Raw genomic sequence first — 14,931 nt, 5'->3', positions numbered from 1 at the left:
CAATGTCGCTAGAAACTTACGTTTCTAGTAAATGAACGACAGTGTTCGCTGTTGCAGACTTCAAATCGCCCCTCTTCGCTTTTCTTGTTGTCTAGCTGCGAGGGGCTGAAGTCTGGCAACTGCTCACAATGTCGCTAGAAACTTACGTTTCTAGTAAATGAACGACAGTGTTCGCTGTTGCAGACTTCAAAACACTCCTCTTCGCTTTTCTTGACACCACATAGGTTTCGTCGATTTCCTTGAAAACAAGAAAAACTATCTAATTTTGGCTTAATCGGAGTTTTTAGAGGTACCCTTCTTTATTTTTTTAGTTATATAGCACTTCATCATCTTCAACAAAATGAATATCTAATCTTCGGTGTAGTGCATGAGCAATCTTATTCAACGTTTGAACTGTCGGAATCGTATCACCATTCTCTAATCGTGCGATAGCAGATTGCTTTGTGCCGATTAATTCAGCCAGTTGGCTTTGAGTTAATCCTGCTTTATCTCGTAAACGAATGATTTCCATAGCGATTGGAAAAGCCAATTCTTGACGTTTCATGATTGCATCAAATTCTTTATCTTCTTCTCTGCGTTCTTGAATGTAATCTTTTGTTGTGTATGGCATTATTTTTTTCCTCCCTCAATCCTATAAAAATTCTTTCGTAAATTTTTTGCACGCTCAATTTCACGCTTGGGTGTTTTATCTGTCTTCTTAGAAAAACCATGTGTAACAATGAAACGTCCATTTTCGTATTTAAAGTACAACCCTCGTTGAATATCACTGCCATGTTTTGAGCGTAATTCAAATAAATTGTCCTCTATTTTCTTTATCCACTCTTGACGTTTCGCCACTTCTAGTCCAAGTTTTTCTGTGGCGTTCATTATCCAAAAAATCTTTAAAAGGGATTTTTTCCTTGTTCATCTTGATAGTACTCAAATTCCATAGATACTCCTCTTCAAATAATTATAACATTTTTGTTATAATTATCAATTTATACACCTCACTTTACCTATCGCCCAACAAACTCTCTCGTTACCCTTTCCAAAACTTCCTCCAACATACCTACTTCCCTTTCCATCAATAAATCATTCTCATCATCTCCAGAAACACTTGCTCCATACTCATTTACCGCACCTTTTGGCAATGTCATTTGGAACAATAGCCCCTCTATTTCTGAAACGATTGTCTCATCCAATGATTTTAAATGCAAATACTTTCTAACGGAAGTTAGTCCTTGTTTCATTTGTTCAAATCTGACAGAAGAATATGGAGTGGTTTCTTCTTTTTCATGAGGGTAGAGCAACAAGCTATCCCCCGCCTCCCAATACCAATGGTTGAGAGCTTTGAGAGGATTTTCCGTCCATGCATCCAACGCCCAGCGTAAAAAGCAATCTGCCGTAAGACTTGCGAAATACCACATTAGAAAACGTGTTTCAATCGGCTGGCTAAGTGCGAAAATGCTCGGATAATCTCCTACGCAATTATAAACTGCGGTGGTTTTCCCTTTTTTCCTGCGGTCATTTGCCAATTGGCGAAATTCTTTCGCTGACTGTATTTGAGCTTGGCTAATGGAAATTTCGTCCAACTCATCAAATATTTCCAAATTGCTCGCAGTATAATTGATTGCTCCCGAGAGTTTGAGTGTTTCCCCTTTAGAACTTTTGTATTTTTTGACCAAACGAACCGCTTGTTCGAGTGCATCAGATTCTCTTTCGTCAAAAGCGATATACGTTTGCTCAAACCAGCCCATTTCTTCCAAATGTTCGATATAGGCAGGTAAAAATTGCGACCATAGCTCAAACCATTTTTCACTGCCAACGCTCACTTTTTCCTCAATCAACTCGCCTTTTTCGTCAAAATAAAACATCCTATCTTCCCACGGCAAAAGTGAGAAACTCTTGATTTTCTCTGAAATCCCGACAGACAGATTCAACTTGACATAGCGGTCAAAATCGGTAAAATCAAAGGACAATTTCCCATTTTTCATCTGCCACTTGACAAGTGACGGAGAAATATCATACGTCTGATGATTCCACGGGTCATGCAAAATCGTGACAGCAATTGTGTTGCCCCCCGCTTGTTTGTAGGCAAGCAAATTTTCCTTGATAAGATTTAAATGCTCTGTACTAAACCAATTTACATTAAAAAATCGAGCGAGACTTTGAGGATATTGCCACAGCTCTAGCGAAAAAAGACTGGTTGTTTCCTCATTGAGAGAAATCGGTAATATTTCATAGTCAAATTTGAGTATTTTCACTTCATTTTCAGCAAAAATGTGAATTTCCCCTGTACTAACTCCAGCGTGTTCTCCTTCGATTATCAGCCAAAAAATGCGAAATTCACCCTTTTTTAGAGCAGTAGGAGCATATGGCTTTACAATATCTGCCACTTGTCGATTGGGTTTTGCGACAATGTTACCATAAGTCATTCCTCGCCCTATATGAGCTTGTGTAAACTCTAACATTTTCAGCTGAGTTTTTAGCACTGGAGAGGCGTTTTCTACGCTAATTTTTACTTCTCCCAAGTCCTCCTCTGCTACAACAGCGAAAGGAAGAATGACTTGTTCATTTTGCCACGAAGAAATTTGCATTTTATCTTGCGATAAATTAAGCAATTCCTCAGCATCTTCCTGAAAATAATGACGGTCTTTACTGCAAAAACTAATCTTCATTGGCGTATTCCTCTGTTTTCATGAAATTCAGACTCGCAAGCGTTGGATATTCTCGGCTTTGGCGGAAAATAATGTTCATTTCTTTTGTTTTCACCGGCTCATGCTCAAAAATTTTCTTATGCCCCACCGTTTCCGCACTTCCAAGAAATTTCCACGACTCTCCTACTTTTCCATAAATTTCAAAAAGCTCTATCCGCTGACTATCTCTGATGTTTTCTTGGAGAATTACACCACAAATTTCTTCTTCGTTTTCAAAGAAAATTTCAAGTGTCGGAAGTGTATCTTCTTTTTCAGCTTGCCAAATGCTCCCTTTGACAAAATCACCAGATGATGCCACGACATGAAAGTTTTCAACGACATTTTCACGCAATTTGCGAATTTTTTCACCTAAGCCTTTTAAACTTGCCACATCATTTGGGTGCAATTTCCCCTCTGGTGTCGGAGGAACGTTTAACAGCAAGGAAGAATTGCCCCCTACTGCTTTTTTGTAAATCTCAAACAACTCCGTACTAGTCCTAACACTTCTATCCTCGTCTGAATGGTAAAACCACCCTATGCGAATAGAAGTGTCCACTTCACAAGGATACCAGACTAACTCTTCCTCATCTGCAATCTGGCTCCTACTTCCTAAATCTTCGTCTGTTGAAGTAATGATTCTTGAAAATTTGCCGTCATCTTCTTTTTGCGAAAGAGAGGAGACGATTTCAGCTTCAGTCAAACGTTTTGGCACAACGCTCCACTCAGCTTTTCGCACGCTCCCCGCCTCATTGCCACACCAACGCACATCAGGACCGCAAATATTCAAAACCGCATTCGGTTGCAATCGTCTCACCGTTTCATAATATCTTTCCCAATCATATTCTTGAACTTTTCCATTTTCCCCCTCACCACAAGCACCGTCTAACCAAACGCAGAAAATTTCACCATAATTGGTTAAAAGTTCGGTTAATTGGTTAATATAGTAATCGTCATATTCTTTGCCTTTTCCATAACTTTTCGCATTGCGATCCCAAGGCGAGAGATACACACCAAACTTTAATCCATACTTTTTACAACTTTCTGAAACGAGTTTGACAATATCTCCTTGAGTATTTCCCAAAGGAGAATTTTTCACTGAATAATCTGTGTAGTCACTTGGCCATAAGCAAAAACCGTCATGATGTTTGCAAGTCAAAATAACCGCTCGCATCTCACTTTCTTTCAGTGTCTCAATCCACGAATCTACGTCTAATGCTGTCGGGTGAAAAGTTTTTGGACTCTCACGCCCCTCTCCCCACTCACTATCCGTCATCGTATTCATACCAAAATGCAGAAAACCATAAAATTCCAACTGTTGCCAAGCAAACTGTCGCTCACTCGGAGTAATCCGTGTTGCTTTTTGTATATCCATTTTGTTCTCCTGTTCTAGCTACATGGGCTGAAGTCTGACGGTGGTTAGCTGTCGCAAACTCCTGTTCGCCCCTCTACGCTTTTCTTGGTCTAGCTGCGAGGGGCAGGAGTTGGGCGACTGCTCACAACGTCGCTTGAAGCTAATGCTTCAAGTAAATAAACGACGTGGTTCGCTGTCGCAAACTCCTGTTCGCCCCTCTACGCTTTTATGTTTATTTTGAGTATAGCATAATTTCTTTTAGTGAAAATTGTTATGAGGTTTGGTGAAAAAATACATATTCGTAGGGGGAAATACCATTTTTTAGAAAAAAAGATTTTCCTTAATTTAAGAGGTCCTCTAAAAACTCACGCTTATCCAAAATTGCTAGTTCTGACTTAAACGAAGTTTTTAGAGGATCCTTTAACAAAGTGTTTTCCTATTCTCTAACTATATTTTTTGTTATAAATAAAAAGTTGCACAAGTAAGCCTGCTACTCCTATAAGTTGTAAGAAAAGATGAATATATCCTACTGTTCGTTGATTGATTACGACTAGGCTTACGAAAAAAACAAAGAGAACAGTATGAATGAGTGTCTTTACAAATTTTTTCCCTGCCTCTGTCACAATAAATCCCTCCAGACGATTTCATAAGCATTAAGCGTTAATCTTTCGCTTTCTTGTTCCCCAAAAGTTACCGTTGTTTCTTGAGTTGTCGCTGAATTATTGATAACACAATATCTTTTCACCTCAGGAAATACACTTACTTCACAGAAAATATTCGTAGAATAGCCTTCTAGCATTTCTTTTTCTTTTCTTGCTGCAAAATATAAACTTCTCATGAGCAAGCGTGCATTTTCAAAGCTAAACGGAAGTCCTGCAAGATAAATCGTTCGACCATTTCCAAATTCGTTGGCACTAATATGCACTTCATCATTTGAAAACTCCAGTATCTCAGTGTTTTCGCTTAAGCTGTATACACTGTTAACCACTTCACCAAAATCAAATTTCATCATGCCTTCCGTAATAAAATGAGTTTTTTCTGCTGTTTTAAAATATTTATCTGTTGATAAACTATATCCAACTTCTTTATCTACACCTAACGCATGAGCCATTTGAAATGTACGTCCTTGATGTTCGCAACCGCTCGGTTCACCTACACCGATAAAACCACCGCCGTTGTAAATCCATTCGTTCAAACAAGAAATTAATCGCTCATTTTTCCAAATTTCTCCACCAGAAAATGCCGTATTCATTGCTCCTGCGTTGATGATGACATCAATCGTTTGATCAATTCCGTCTGTCAACACATCTTCAAAACTAATGAAAGAAACTTCTACGTCCATACCACTCAACGCCTCAAGCACTCCGTAATAAGAATACGCCTCTTTGCAATAAAGTGCGTGTGCTACCGTGAATGCTTGCCAACTTCGCAAAGCACCCCAATGATTTAGCAGAGCAACGTTCAACTTCGTTTTCGCTCGACTCCCTTTGATTTCCTTGTGAATTTGTCGAAACTCCTCAGTAATTTCAGCAACTGTTTCAATGAACGCTGGGAATTTATCCGCAAGAGTTAAATATCCCCCATACCCCATTCGCTCAATCGGACTGCGTAAAATTGCACGGCGTGCTTGCACCCAATTCATACGAGCCTCGTTGACAATATTTTCCTCATTTCCTGCAAAAAAAGTATCTGGGAAAAAATACGGAAGAAAACGTCCTTCTGTATATTTCACGTGCGGAATATCTGAAATCATGCGAAGCGTTGTCCCGTCTCCCACACTTCCAACAACGGCATCAAGTCCTGTTTCTTTGAAATAATTGCCATATGGTTCTGTTCCAAGCCACTGGTCTCCTAAAAACATCATTGCCTCTTTGCCAGAAGAATGTACCATATCCGTCAGTTTACGAACGGTTTTCGTGACAAATTGTTGCACAAAATCAATATAATCCAGATAATTCTGCGTAGGAATACGGAACGAAGAATTATAATACCCCTCGTCAATAAAATCTTCTGCTCTTAACGCATAGCCTTTCGCCTCTTTAAATTTTTCCAACATCAACGGTGAAACACTCGCACCATAACCAAACCAATCGACAAATTTTTCCTTTCCATATTGGTTAAAGACCAATGAAAATTGATAGAAGAAGGTCGTAAAACGTACGACATCGACATCTGGATTTTCCTTTAACCAATTTGCCATTGTCTCTAATACAAACTGGTAAGAATGTGGTTGCAATACGTCAAACGGAATCTCATGTTCCTTATCTCCCCAATCGTTTGTCAAATGATTATACATTTCGACTGGGTCCCATATAATATAAGCTAAAAATGAAACGGTGTATTCATGCCATTTTTTCGCTTTGTAAATGGTGATACTATTCTTTTCACTATCAAGCGACCACTCTTCTGTTGACACAACGCTACCTGTTGTTCGGTCAATAACTTCCCAATATTCTTTTGGATTGTGAAGATAGTCTACTTTTAATTGCTCTGGATAATACTCTCGCATAAAAGCAATCTCAACTTCCTCATTCGTTGCCATTACACGCTCACTCATCAAATACATCTCTGGACATTCTTCCATATGTTGCGTAATAAAATCATTGTGAGCTCTTGTTGGAAAATAAGCATTGTATATTTTAAACGGACTTTTTTTCAATTCATCGTCTAATTTGGTGCCGTCAGAATCTCGAATGGCATCCGCCCCCCACTTTTCTGCAATTCTCATTGTCTCTTTAAAATAATTTTTTTCACTAGGTAATGTTACTCTGCCTTTTGACAAATTAATTTCCTCCTTTTCTATCTATGAACTGCCACAGACTCCAGAACGCCCATCTTCGCTTTTCTTGGTCTAGCTACGAGGGGCTGAAGTCTGGCAACTGTTCGCAGTGTCGTTCGAAACTAAAGTTTCGAATAAATAAACGACACGGCTCACTGTTGCAGACTTCAGAACGCCCATCTTCACTTTTCTTTCCGTCATTCCTTAGATCCGCCTTGAGCCATTCCTGCTAACATTTGTTTTTGGATAATGCCGTATAGTATGAGAGCTGGCACCATAACAATCACCATTCCTGCATACAGACGACCATAGTTTGCTGCTGCTTTTTGTGCATTCATCAAATTTAGCAATCCAACTTGAAGTGTACGATTTTCTCCCGGCATGAGCGTAATTGAGATAATGTAATCATTCCAGTAAGATAGAAAATTAAACAAAATCACCGTTGTAATTGCTGGTTTTGCCATTGGAACAATGACTTTCATCATAATCTCAAAATGACTCGCTCCGTCAATCATTGCCGCCTCTTCATAGGTGGGGGAAATTGTTCTAAAATACCCACCTAAAAGATAAATCGTAAACGGAATCGTTGTCGCTGCATAGACAAGTGCTAAAACGAACAGATTGTTAATGAAAAAACCATCTGGAAACATTTCAATCGCTGCCTTATCTGCATCTAAAAGCATGAGAAAAATCGGCACAACGATATAATTCACATTGATAAACAGCCCCGCCATGAAAAAGAAATTCAACACTTTTTGTGCCTTAAATTGAAAGCGTGAGATAACATAAGCTGCTGGGACGGTGATAATTAAATTTATCACTAATGCCAAAATCGTCACCAACACAGAGTTAAAAAAGTATTTCCCCATATTCGCCGCTTGAAAAGCATCTACGAGATTTTGGAAAAATAATCCTTTTGGCAAACTCCAAGGATTGCCGTAAAACTCTCCACGCTCTTTTAGCGAGGCAAGCATAACCCAAGCAACAGGAATCAAAACACTTGCAGTTACAGTAATAACTAAGACATACATCAAAATTTTGAGTAATTTATTCGTTTTTGCCATCACGTTCTCCCTACTAATATTGCAATATTTTTCTTTCTGTAATTTTACTCACAATCATTGACAATACAAAGCTGAACACAAAGATAATCACGCCTGCTGCCATACCATAACCATAGGCTGAATTGGTGTACGCTTGTTTATACATAAATGAAAGCAAAACTTCACTTGAACCATCAGGACCACCGTCTGTCATTGCTTTAATCAATGCAAAACTAAGATTAATCGAACTGATAATGAAAAACGTTAGCGTATTGCGGATATTTGACCAAATAAGCGGCAATGTAATACTGAAAAATTGCTGAAATCTATTCGCTCCCTCAATAGAGGCAGATTCGTAAAGACTCGTTGGTACACTTGCCATACTTGCCGCATACATCACCATATAATAGCCCATAGATTGCCAAAACATTGCAATAGCAACGCTAAATATCACAATTTTCTGGTCGCCTAACCACATATGTTTCAACGAATCCAGATGTAAAAGCTCTAAAATACTATTTAGCAATCCACTTTTCTGGTCATAAATCGCTGAAAAAATTGCAGCAACAACGACAATAGATAAAATGTTCGGGATATAGATAATAAAACGATAGAAATTTTTACATTTTATCTCTGATTGCATCAACGCCGCCATGAAAAGGGCTGTTCCCATTGTAATAATCGTCACCACAACTAAAAGATAAATCGTATTTTGAAATGCACGTAAAAAATTATTGTCCTGTAATAAAATCTTGAAATTATCCAACCCGACAAACCGCTGTGTAGCAGAAAATCCACTCCATTTAAATAAAGACATTTTAAATATATTGATTGTTGGAAAAATCATAAAAATAGTATAGAGAATTACTGCTGGTGCTGTGCAAAAAAAGATAAATCTATTTTTACTCGCAGTCTTTGATTTCGCCACTTTTCTCACCTCTTCTTCACATAAGTATCTCTAAAACAAACGAGGTTGAGACAAACATTTCTAAATACAATTTCCTTTATTGCTCAACCTCGCTCTTGCTACAAATTAATCTTTCGCTTCACGTAATTTTTCGCTTACTGTGTTCAAATCTTTTTGCCATTGCTCGACTGTTTTGTCGCCTGTAATAATGCTGTTTGACGTGTCATAAAGTGTGTTTGAAATATTGACCCCTTCTACTGCATCTGTACTTGCAAAACGTCCTACTAACGCTTGAACACCTTCTTGATTGTATGCATCATAAAATGGTTTTGCTTCTTCGCTTATTTTGTTTGTTATATCTTTAATTGGCTGAACTGCGTTTGCCGTTAAGAAAATATCTGCTACTTTGTCAGAATAAAGAAATGCCATAAATTCTTTTGCTGCTTTCTTTTGTTTTGCCTCTTTTGGAATCCAAGCACTTTCTACACTTGTCGTAATATAGCGTTCTCCTCCAGATTTCATTGCTGGAAGTGGCATGATTGCCCACTGAAAGTCTTTCGCACGTGGTGCATTTTCCATTTCTTGCACAATCCATGTACCATTTGGCATAAAGAGTGCTTTATTATCCAGAATCATTTGCTGATTTTTTGTAAAATCTTGAGCATTTGCATTGCCAACTGTTTCTTTCGCCGTGTAATTTTTCAAAAGTTTGCCTGTAATTTCAAGTGCCTCTTTGGCATCTTCTGACTCCCACACCCCTTTTTTATACGTCATCACCTCATCAAAAAACTTGGTTCCGCCGATACTTGCAAAAAGCGAATTGAAATAAGAGTCCATATATCCCGCTGTTGGATAAGTAAACAAAGCAATGCCCTCTTTTTTCGCTTTATCTCCTAATGCGAAAAATTCCTCCATTGTTTTAGGTTCTTCCCAACCTTTTTCCTTCAATAAACCTTTGTTGTAAACAAGTCCTGTCGGAGCATAATACATTGGCATGAGATACGTTTTCTCATCGCCATAAGGATTGGTCGCCAAATTATCCACAATTCCTTGGACGAGTTTGTCTTTTAAAACTTTCTCTTCACTTGGAACTTTCATATCCAAAACATCTGTCACATCTTCTAAACTCTTGTCTTTAATCAAAGATTCTACCAAGCCAGATTTTGCCCCTTGCCCTAATACCATAAGGTCAGGAAATTTCCCTGCTTTCATGCTTGGAATGATTTCGTCCTCAATTGTCTTGCTTGCATTTAGCTTAATCGTGACATCAGGATTGACCTCTTTGTAAGCCTCAACTGCTTTTTCGTAAATTTCTTTACCATACCCACCCTCAAAAACAGCAAGATTTAATTCAACTTTGCCGTCAGAGGATTTTTCATCATTCTTGCCTCCTCCGCAAGCACCTAAAGTAACCAAGGCACAAGCTGAAAGCAATAAAGCACCAAACATTTTTTTCTTCATTTTGACATTCTCCTTTTCCTAGCTACGAGAGGCTGGCAACTGTTCGCGGTCTCCAGAACGCCCCTCTTCGCTTTTTCGTTTGGATAGATGAAATTTTTTCTTTCATCTACACTTTTTAATGTTTTTTTGCTATAATTCATTATACACCAAAAGAAAACGTTTTAATTCAAACTTATTGTTAATTTTTTTATATTTCTTGCTGTAAAGCTATTTTTACTAAAATATGGGCACCTCTAAAAACTCCGCTTAATACCAAATTAGATAGTTTTTCGTTTTTCGAGGAAATCGACGAAAGCTATGTGGTTCATAGAAAAGCTAAGAGGGGTGTTCAGGAGTTTGTCGTAGTGAGCCATGCTATTTACTTGCTTGAAACGAAGTTTCAAGTAGCATTGCGAACAGCGACCAAACTCCTGCCCCTCGTAGCTAGACAAAGAAAAGCTACGAGGGGCGTTCAGGAGATTGACGAAGAAAAACGGAAAACTAGCAATTTGGGATAAGTGTGAGTTTTTAGAGATGTCCATATGTATTTACATTCTAAAACAAAGAATATCTTTGTGAAATAAATGACAATTCGTAGAATGAATCTCAGAAAAACTTCGATCGGAGGAACATTATGTCTAAACTCAATAGCAATCTTTCCAATATGAACTTGAATATTCTCTACATTAATCATTCGGATAAAAATGCTAAAAATTGGCTACATATCAAACATTCTCATCCTTTTTCTGAAATATTTTACATTACACATGGAAAAGGGGAATTTCTCATTGCAGATGAAATTGTTACGGTAAAAAAGAATGATCTTTTGTATATCGAAAACGGCATTGAGCACGCTGAACTTTCAGATTATGCCAATCCTATGGAGTATCTTGTCATTGGGCTAAGCGGTGTGTCGGTCAATTCTGACGGTGGAGTTGATATGCCTTATTGGCTTTATTCCGATGAAATACGAGAAATGCAATTTTATTTTTACAAAGGACATGAAGAATTTTCGTCACAAAAGAAACATAGCACGCTTGTCATTCACCAACTTGTGCAAATTTTGCTCATTTTGATGAGTCGTCATCAGGAAATTGCGGTAAATACAACAGAGGAATATCACGCACAACAAGAAAGCCTGCTTATCAAATATTATCTTGACATGAATTTCAAAGAGAGCATTACTTTAGAAGATTTGGCTCATCATTTTCATTTGAGCAAGTATCATATTTCACATATTTTCAAGCGAGATTTTGGGGTGTCGCCAATTCGTTATCTCAATTTAGTCAAGCTCAAGCACATTAAATTTTTGCTCACCTCAGCAAATTATACCGTCATGGAAATCGCCATAAGCATAGGATTCAAATCTCAATCCTATCTCGCTCAATTTTTCCAAAAAGAAACGGGAATGTCGCCAATGGAATATCGCAAAAAACATCGGAAAGATAGAGAATGGTAAAAATGAGTGGGGCAAAACTCTTGCATAAGTTTTGCCCCACTTCTCAATAAACCCTCAACCCCTTAGGATAAAAATTCTTCACCACATTCCTTACAACTTTGGCAAAACCTAGACCATTGCCGAGTACAAGTATTTGATAAAAACCGCTTGAGTGAATCGGCTCATCAAGCAAAACCGTGTTTCCCGAAACGTACGTGAGAAATTGTTCCTCGCTCAATTCAAGATGTCGCTTAGTCTCTTCTTTGCTCAATGCAACACCTAACGCAAAACTTGGCTCAAGGCGATTTTTCTTGAACGTGCCTAAGTGTAACCCTAGACGAGCAATTTTCAGCTTGTCTATTTCCAAAAATTCGCTTGGCACAAGGTAAAGCTCTGAACCAAATGTATAAAGAGTTCCTGTGAGTTTTTTATTCAAAAGATCCTGCTCTACTCCTCGCCAAAGACTGACTTGCTCTCTTGTCAAATTGGTTTTAAGAAACTTTTGTTTCTTCGATTTTTCCTCCGAAACCTCTTTTCTTAATTTGGCAACAAAATGTCCCTCCCCACGCATTTTATGCGGAAAAAGTCGAACACATTTCGTCAATTCTTCATTTCCATTCGCCCACTCTGGCACACCACTACTCATACCTTCATATTTTTTAATCGGCAAAAGTGTAAGTTCGGGATATTCATGTAAAAGCCATGCGATCGTCTCTTCATTTTCCTCTGGCGAAAACGTACAAGTGGAATAAATCAGCTCGCCTCCATTTTTGAGCATTTTCATCGCCTCGTGCAAAATTTCTCTTTGAAGTCTTGCACATTCCTGCGGATAATCTTCTCGCCAATATTGCGTAGCAGCAAAATCTTTGCGAAACATTCCCTCCCCGCTACAAGGAGCGTCCACCAAAATCCTGTCGAAAAACTGCGGAAACTGTTTAGCAAGTCGTTTGGGCGTTTCATTGGTCACGACACAATTTCTTACGCCAAAGCGTTCAATATTTTCAACCAAAATCTTTGCTCTTTTCGGCATAATTTCATTGCTTACTAACAAACCTGTATTTTGCAAAAAACTTGCCAAATGCGTCGTTTTCCCGCCAGGTGCTGCACATAAATCCAAGACTTTTTCGTTTGGCTTAGGACTTGCCACTTCTGCAACAAACTGTGCACTCGGCTCTTGAGAGTACACGACCCCTGTTGTGTGTTCAATACTTTTCCCACTGATAACTCCGAAATAGCCAAATGAAGTATAAGGAATTTTTTCATTGCAAATGAGTTTATCGCTGGCAATTTTCATCGGATTCACACGATAACCTTTTTCTATTTTCTCATCAAATGAATCAAAAAAAACACCCGCCTCCTCACCAAGCAACTGTCTATATTTTTCTTCAAATCCTTTTGGAAACTGCATTTCTCTTGCTCCTTTATTTAAAAAAATCCCCCACCGTTTCTTACGATAGGGGAATTTATTTTTGCTTACTCTACGCTAATTCCCTATGACTAAAATAAAACTTCTCAATCCGCTCAAACGCTCCCGGTTCTACTTTGTTGAGCGATGAGCCAATTTCGTCAAGGGCATCTTTATAGCGATATTCTTTTGTAAATAGTTGCAAACTGTGATCAATTGCTTGTGCAATCATTGGGTTGTTGTGGCGATAACGATTGGCATACTGCATCATTTGCTCCGCAAGAGCTGCACTGTCAATCAATTCATCTGTTTTCTCTTGCAAAATTTCAATATCGTCACTTGAGAATTTTGATAGTTTCTCAATTTCGTCCATGTTAATACGGATTTTGTTCAGCTCGCCTGCAAGTTCTTCTACTCTGTCACTTGCAACAAAGAAAAATTCCAAGTAATCTGCTGGCAACCCCGGCAAACGTTGTTTTTCAACATAACGTTTGATATTACGCAATTTGAACTCGAAATCGTCCACTTTTTTCTGTGCCTCTTTTTCACCCTTGCGTAATTCTTTCACATCAGACAAAATTTGCAATTGTTCGCTTTCAATGTCATCTAACACTTTGTAGCTATCCTCGTAAAATTCACGTGCTTGAGAATAAACCATTTGTTTTTCTTCCAATTTTGGCAACATCAACTTGTAGTTACGTTCTAGCGTATCAATTTCCGTTTGATACCCTCTTGCACGACCAAGTTCATTGTGGTTTAGCGTATAACTTTGTGAAGTATGGTCAAGTTCAATCAACAATTGACGATTGTTCTTCTTGGCGTGTTCAATATAATTCATGACTTGTGCCGTATTTGCTTTGACGTACTTATGCGAATCTATTTCACGCTCGAAAATGTCGTAAATGAAATTGACTTCTTCGTCAATATTACGATTCACTTCTTCCACCATATCCAAATCCGTCTGCTCTAAAGATTTCTTAGAGTCCTCAATTTGCCCTTTAATATGGAAAAGACGTGCCTCAATATCTTTTTCTGCGAAAATATATTTTTGCTCAAGCAGTTGCTGATGTCCTTTTTCCAATTCTTCCACTTGTGACGGGAAAGTATCCGTCAACTCTAACACAAGTGGCGGAATGCGATCCATCTTGTTTTTCAGCTCAAACGTATCTTCTTCAGCTTGATTTAACACTTTGCGTGCTTCCACTGGGTCTCCAGTGGTATTCAGCGTTACAAATTGAGTAAATTCAATTTCGATATTCACCAAATGTTTTTCCATCTCAGGAGCAGCTGCACCGTATGAGGCTTTTTCTTCGTTCAAACGAGTTTTCAAATCCTCGTAAACGTCTAACGCCTCTTGTACGGCTAGTGAATTGCGTTCTTCACTTTCACGAAGTGATCTTAACCCCTCGCGAATACTGTCCACTTCACCTTCCATATAGCCCATTTGAGCCTCAGCTGTATCAAGAGAATGTTTTGCTTTCATAAAACGGAACAAATCGTTTTCGTTTTCAATTTCATAAATTTGTGTTTCTAAATCGCCAATGCTTGATTTTGAAATATCCGTCCATTTTTGATTCCATTCACGAAATGTATTTTGACTTTGACCAACAAGGTGCATTTTCTTCACTTCATCAATTTCATCCTCAACAGGCAAATCAAGCAACGCCTCACGTCTATCTTCTAACTCCTCTAAACGTTCCTGATTTTTCTTACGCATAATCGTACTTACAACATAAAAAGCTATCACAATTACAAGAAGAATTACAATTACTACTATCAACTGCGTATTCATATTGGCTAAGCCCCCATTTATTTTTTTATCATTTTTTCATCATGCTTCTATTCCAGTATATAGTCCACTCTAAATTATAGCATAAAGCATTTTCTGTTTCA

At 38.3% G+C, this 14,931-nt stretch carries 14 protein-coding genes; 2 read left to right on the top strand and 12 right to left on the bottom strand.

The genetic code is table 11. The annotated features are described in order from the left end of the window. Positions 1 to 307: 307 nt before the first annotated feature. The 10 genes from B5D30_RS11335 to B5D30_RS11295 all read right to left on the bottom strand — a co-directional run bounded on the left by B5D30_RS11335 (position 308) and on the right by B5D30_RS11295 (position 10,216). Positions 308 to 610: a helix-turn-helix domain-containing protein gene (locus B5D30_RS11335; protein WP_078808186.1), complete on the bottom strand. Its 303-nt coding sequence runs from the start codon at positions 608 to 610 to the stop codon at positions 308 to 310. Continuing rightward, a complete protein-coding gene (locus B5D30_RS11330) occupies positions 610 to 879 on the bottom strand; it encodes a type II toxin-antitoxin system RelE/ParE family toxin (RefSeq protein ID WP_456107108.1) in 270 nt (89 codons plus the stop codon). Before B5D30_RS11330 ends, B5D30_RS11335 begins: the two co-directional genes overlap by 1 nt. A 116-nt stretch (positions 880 to 995) precedes the next feature. Then, on the bottom strand, positions 996 to 2,657 hold the full coding sequence (locus B5D30_RS11325) for a DUF4091 domain-containing protein (protein ID WP_078808184.1): 1,662 nt from the start codon (positions 2,655 to 2,657) through the stop codon (positions 996 to 998). Further along, positions 2,647 to 4,047: an alpha-L-fucosidase gene (locus B5D30_RS11320; protein WP_078808183.1), complete on the bottom strand. Its 1,401-nt coding sequence runs from the start codon at positions 4,045 to 4,047 to the stop codon at positions 2,647 to 2,649. Before B5D30_RS11320 ends, B5D30_RS11325 begins: the two co-directional genes overlap by 11 nt. 422 nt (positions 4,048 to 4,469) lie before the next feature. Beyond that, entirely contained in the window at positions 4,470 to 4,649 is a 180-nt protein-coding gene (locus B5D30_RS11315) for a DUF6903 family protein (protein ID WP_078808182.1), read from the bottom strand. Then, positions 4,646 to 6,808 carry a 1,3-beta-galactosyl-N-acetylhexosamine phosphorylase gene (gnpA, locus tag B5D30_RS11310; protein WP_234984667.1) on the bottom strand — a complete coding sequence of 721 codons (2,163 nt, stop codon included), beginning with the start codon at positions 6,806 to 6,808 and terminating at the stop codon, positions 4,646 to 4,648. The genes B5D30_RS11315 and gnpA overlap by 4 nt, the downstream gene beginning before the upstream one ends. Positions 6,809 to 6,877: 69 nt before the next feature. Then, the gene (locus B5D30_RS14370; protein WP_268802121.1) at positions 6,878 to 7,006 is read right to left on the bottom strand and encodes a hypothetical protein; all 129 of its coding nucleotides are present in this window, start codon (positions 7,004 to 7,006) and stop codon (positions 6,878 to 6,880) included. Next, entirely contained in the window at positions 7,003 to 7,869 is an 867-nt protein-coding gene (locus tag B5D30_RS11305; protein WP_078808180.1) for a carbohydrate ABC transporter permease, read from the bottom strand. Before B5D30_RS11305 ends, B5D30_RS14370 begins: the two co-directional genes overlap by 4 nt. Before the next feature lie 13 nt (positions 7,870 to 7,882). Continuing rightward, positions 7,883 to 8,776, bottom strand: a complete 894-nt coding sequence (locus B5D30_RS11300) for a carbohydrate ABC transporter permease (protein ID WP_234984666.1) — start codon at positions 8,774 to 8,776, stop codon at positions 7,883 to 7,885. A 105-nt stretch (positions 8,777 to 8,881) separates the two neighbouring features. Further along, positions 8,882 to 10,216: a carbohydrate ABC transporter substrate-binding protein gene (locus B5D30_RS11295; protein WP_078808179.1), complete on the bottom strand. Its 1,335-nt coding sequence runs from the start codon at positions 10,214 to 10,216 to the stop codon at positions 8,882 to 8,884. Between the two features lie 344 nt (positions 10,217 to 10,560). On the opposite strand from B5D30_RS11295, the gene B5D30_RS13820 reads away from it, so the two are divergent. Together B5D30_RS13820 and B5D30_RS11285 are read left to right on the top strand one after the other, a co-directional pair. After that, on the top strand, positions 10,561 to 10,713 hold the full coding sequence (locus B5D30_RS13820) for a hypothetical protein (RefSeq protein WP_159443311.1): 153 nt from the start codon (positions 10,561 to 10,563) through the stop codon (positions 10,711 to 10,713). A 116-nt stretch (positions 10,714 to 10,829) separates the two neighbouring features. Further along, positions 10,830 to 11,654, top strand: coding sequence for a helix-turn-helix transcriptional regulator (locus B5D30_RS11285; protein WP_078808177.1), 825 nt, complete (start codon positions 10,830 to 10,832; stop codon positions 11,652 to 11,654). Positions 11,655 to 11,697: 43 nt separating this feature from the next. Here B5D30_RS11285 and B5D30_RS11280 read toward each other — a convergent pair whose 3' ends face one another. Next, positions 11,698 to 13,041 (bottom strand): RsmB/NOP family class I SAM-dependent RNA methyltransferase, encoded by a 1,344-nt coding sequence (locus B5D30_RS11280; RefSeq protein WP_078808176.1) that lies wholly within the window; start codon positions 13,039 to 13,041, stop codon positions 11,698 to 11,700. Positions 13,042 to 13,111: 70 nt separating this feature from the next. Then, on the bottom strand, positions 13,112 to 14,830 hold the full coding sequence (locus B5D30_RS11275; RefSeq protein WP_078808175.1) for a septation ring formation regulator EzrA: 1,719 nt from the start codon (positions 14,828 to 14,830) through the stop codon (positions 13,112 to 13,114). Positions 14,831 to 14,931 lie beyond the last annotated feature (101 nt).

The sequence above is a fragment of the Pilibacter termitis genome (assembly GCF_900167335.1).
In the GTDB taxonomy this organism is placed as follows: Bacteria; Bacillota; Bacilli; order Lactobacillales; family Streptococcaceae; genus Pilibacter; species Pilibacter termitis.
Note: the sequence above shows the minus strand (reverse complement) of the source record. Positions and strands in the feature narration are given on the sequence as shown.

What these genes read in the sequence shown, in the direction of transcription:
- B5D30_RS11335 (WP_078808186.1), bottom strand. Translation starts at nt 610, where the DNA reads ATGCCATACACAACAAAAGATTACATTCAAGAACGCAGAGAAGAAGAT.
- B5D30_RS11325 (WP_078808184.1), bottom strand. Translation starts at nt 2,657, where the DNA reads ATGAAGATTAGTTTTTGCAGTAAAGACCGTCATTATTTTCAGGAAGAT.
- B5D30_RS11320 (WP_078808183.1), bottom strand. Translation starts at nt 4,047, where the DNA reads ATGGATATACAAAAAGCAACACGGATTACTCCGAGTGAGCGACAGTTT.
- B5D30_RS14370 (WP_268802121.1), bottom strand. Translation starts at nt 7,006, where the DNA reads ATGACGGAAAGAAAAGTGAAGATGGGCGTTCTGAAGTCTGCAACAGTG.
- B5D30_RS11305 (WP_078808180.1), bottom strand. Translation starts at nt 7,869, where the DNA reads ATGGCAAAAACGAATAAATTACTCAAAATTTTGATGTATGTCTTAGTT.
- B5D30_RS11295 (WP_078808179.1), bottom strand. Translation starts at nt 10,216, where the DNA reads ATGAAGAAAAAAATGTTTGGTGCTTTATTGCTTTCAGCTTGTGCCTTG.
- B5D30_RS11285 (WP_078808177.1), top strand. Translation starts at nt 10,830, where the DNA reads ATGTCTAAACTCAATAGCAATCTTTCCAATATGAACTTGAATATTCTC.
- B5D30_RS11280 (WP_078808176.1), bottom strand. Translation starts at nt 13,041, where the DNA reads ATGCAGTTTCCAAAAGGATTTGAAGAAAAATATAGACAGTTGCTTGGT.
- B5D30_RS11275 (WP_078808175.1), bottom strand. Translation starts at nt 14,830, where the DNA reads ATGAATACGCAGTTGATAGTAGTAATTGTAATTCTTCTTGTAATTGTG.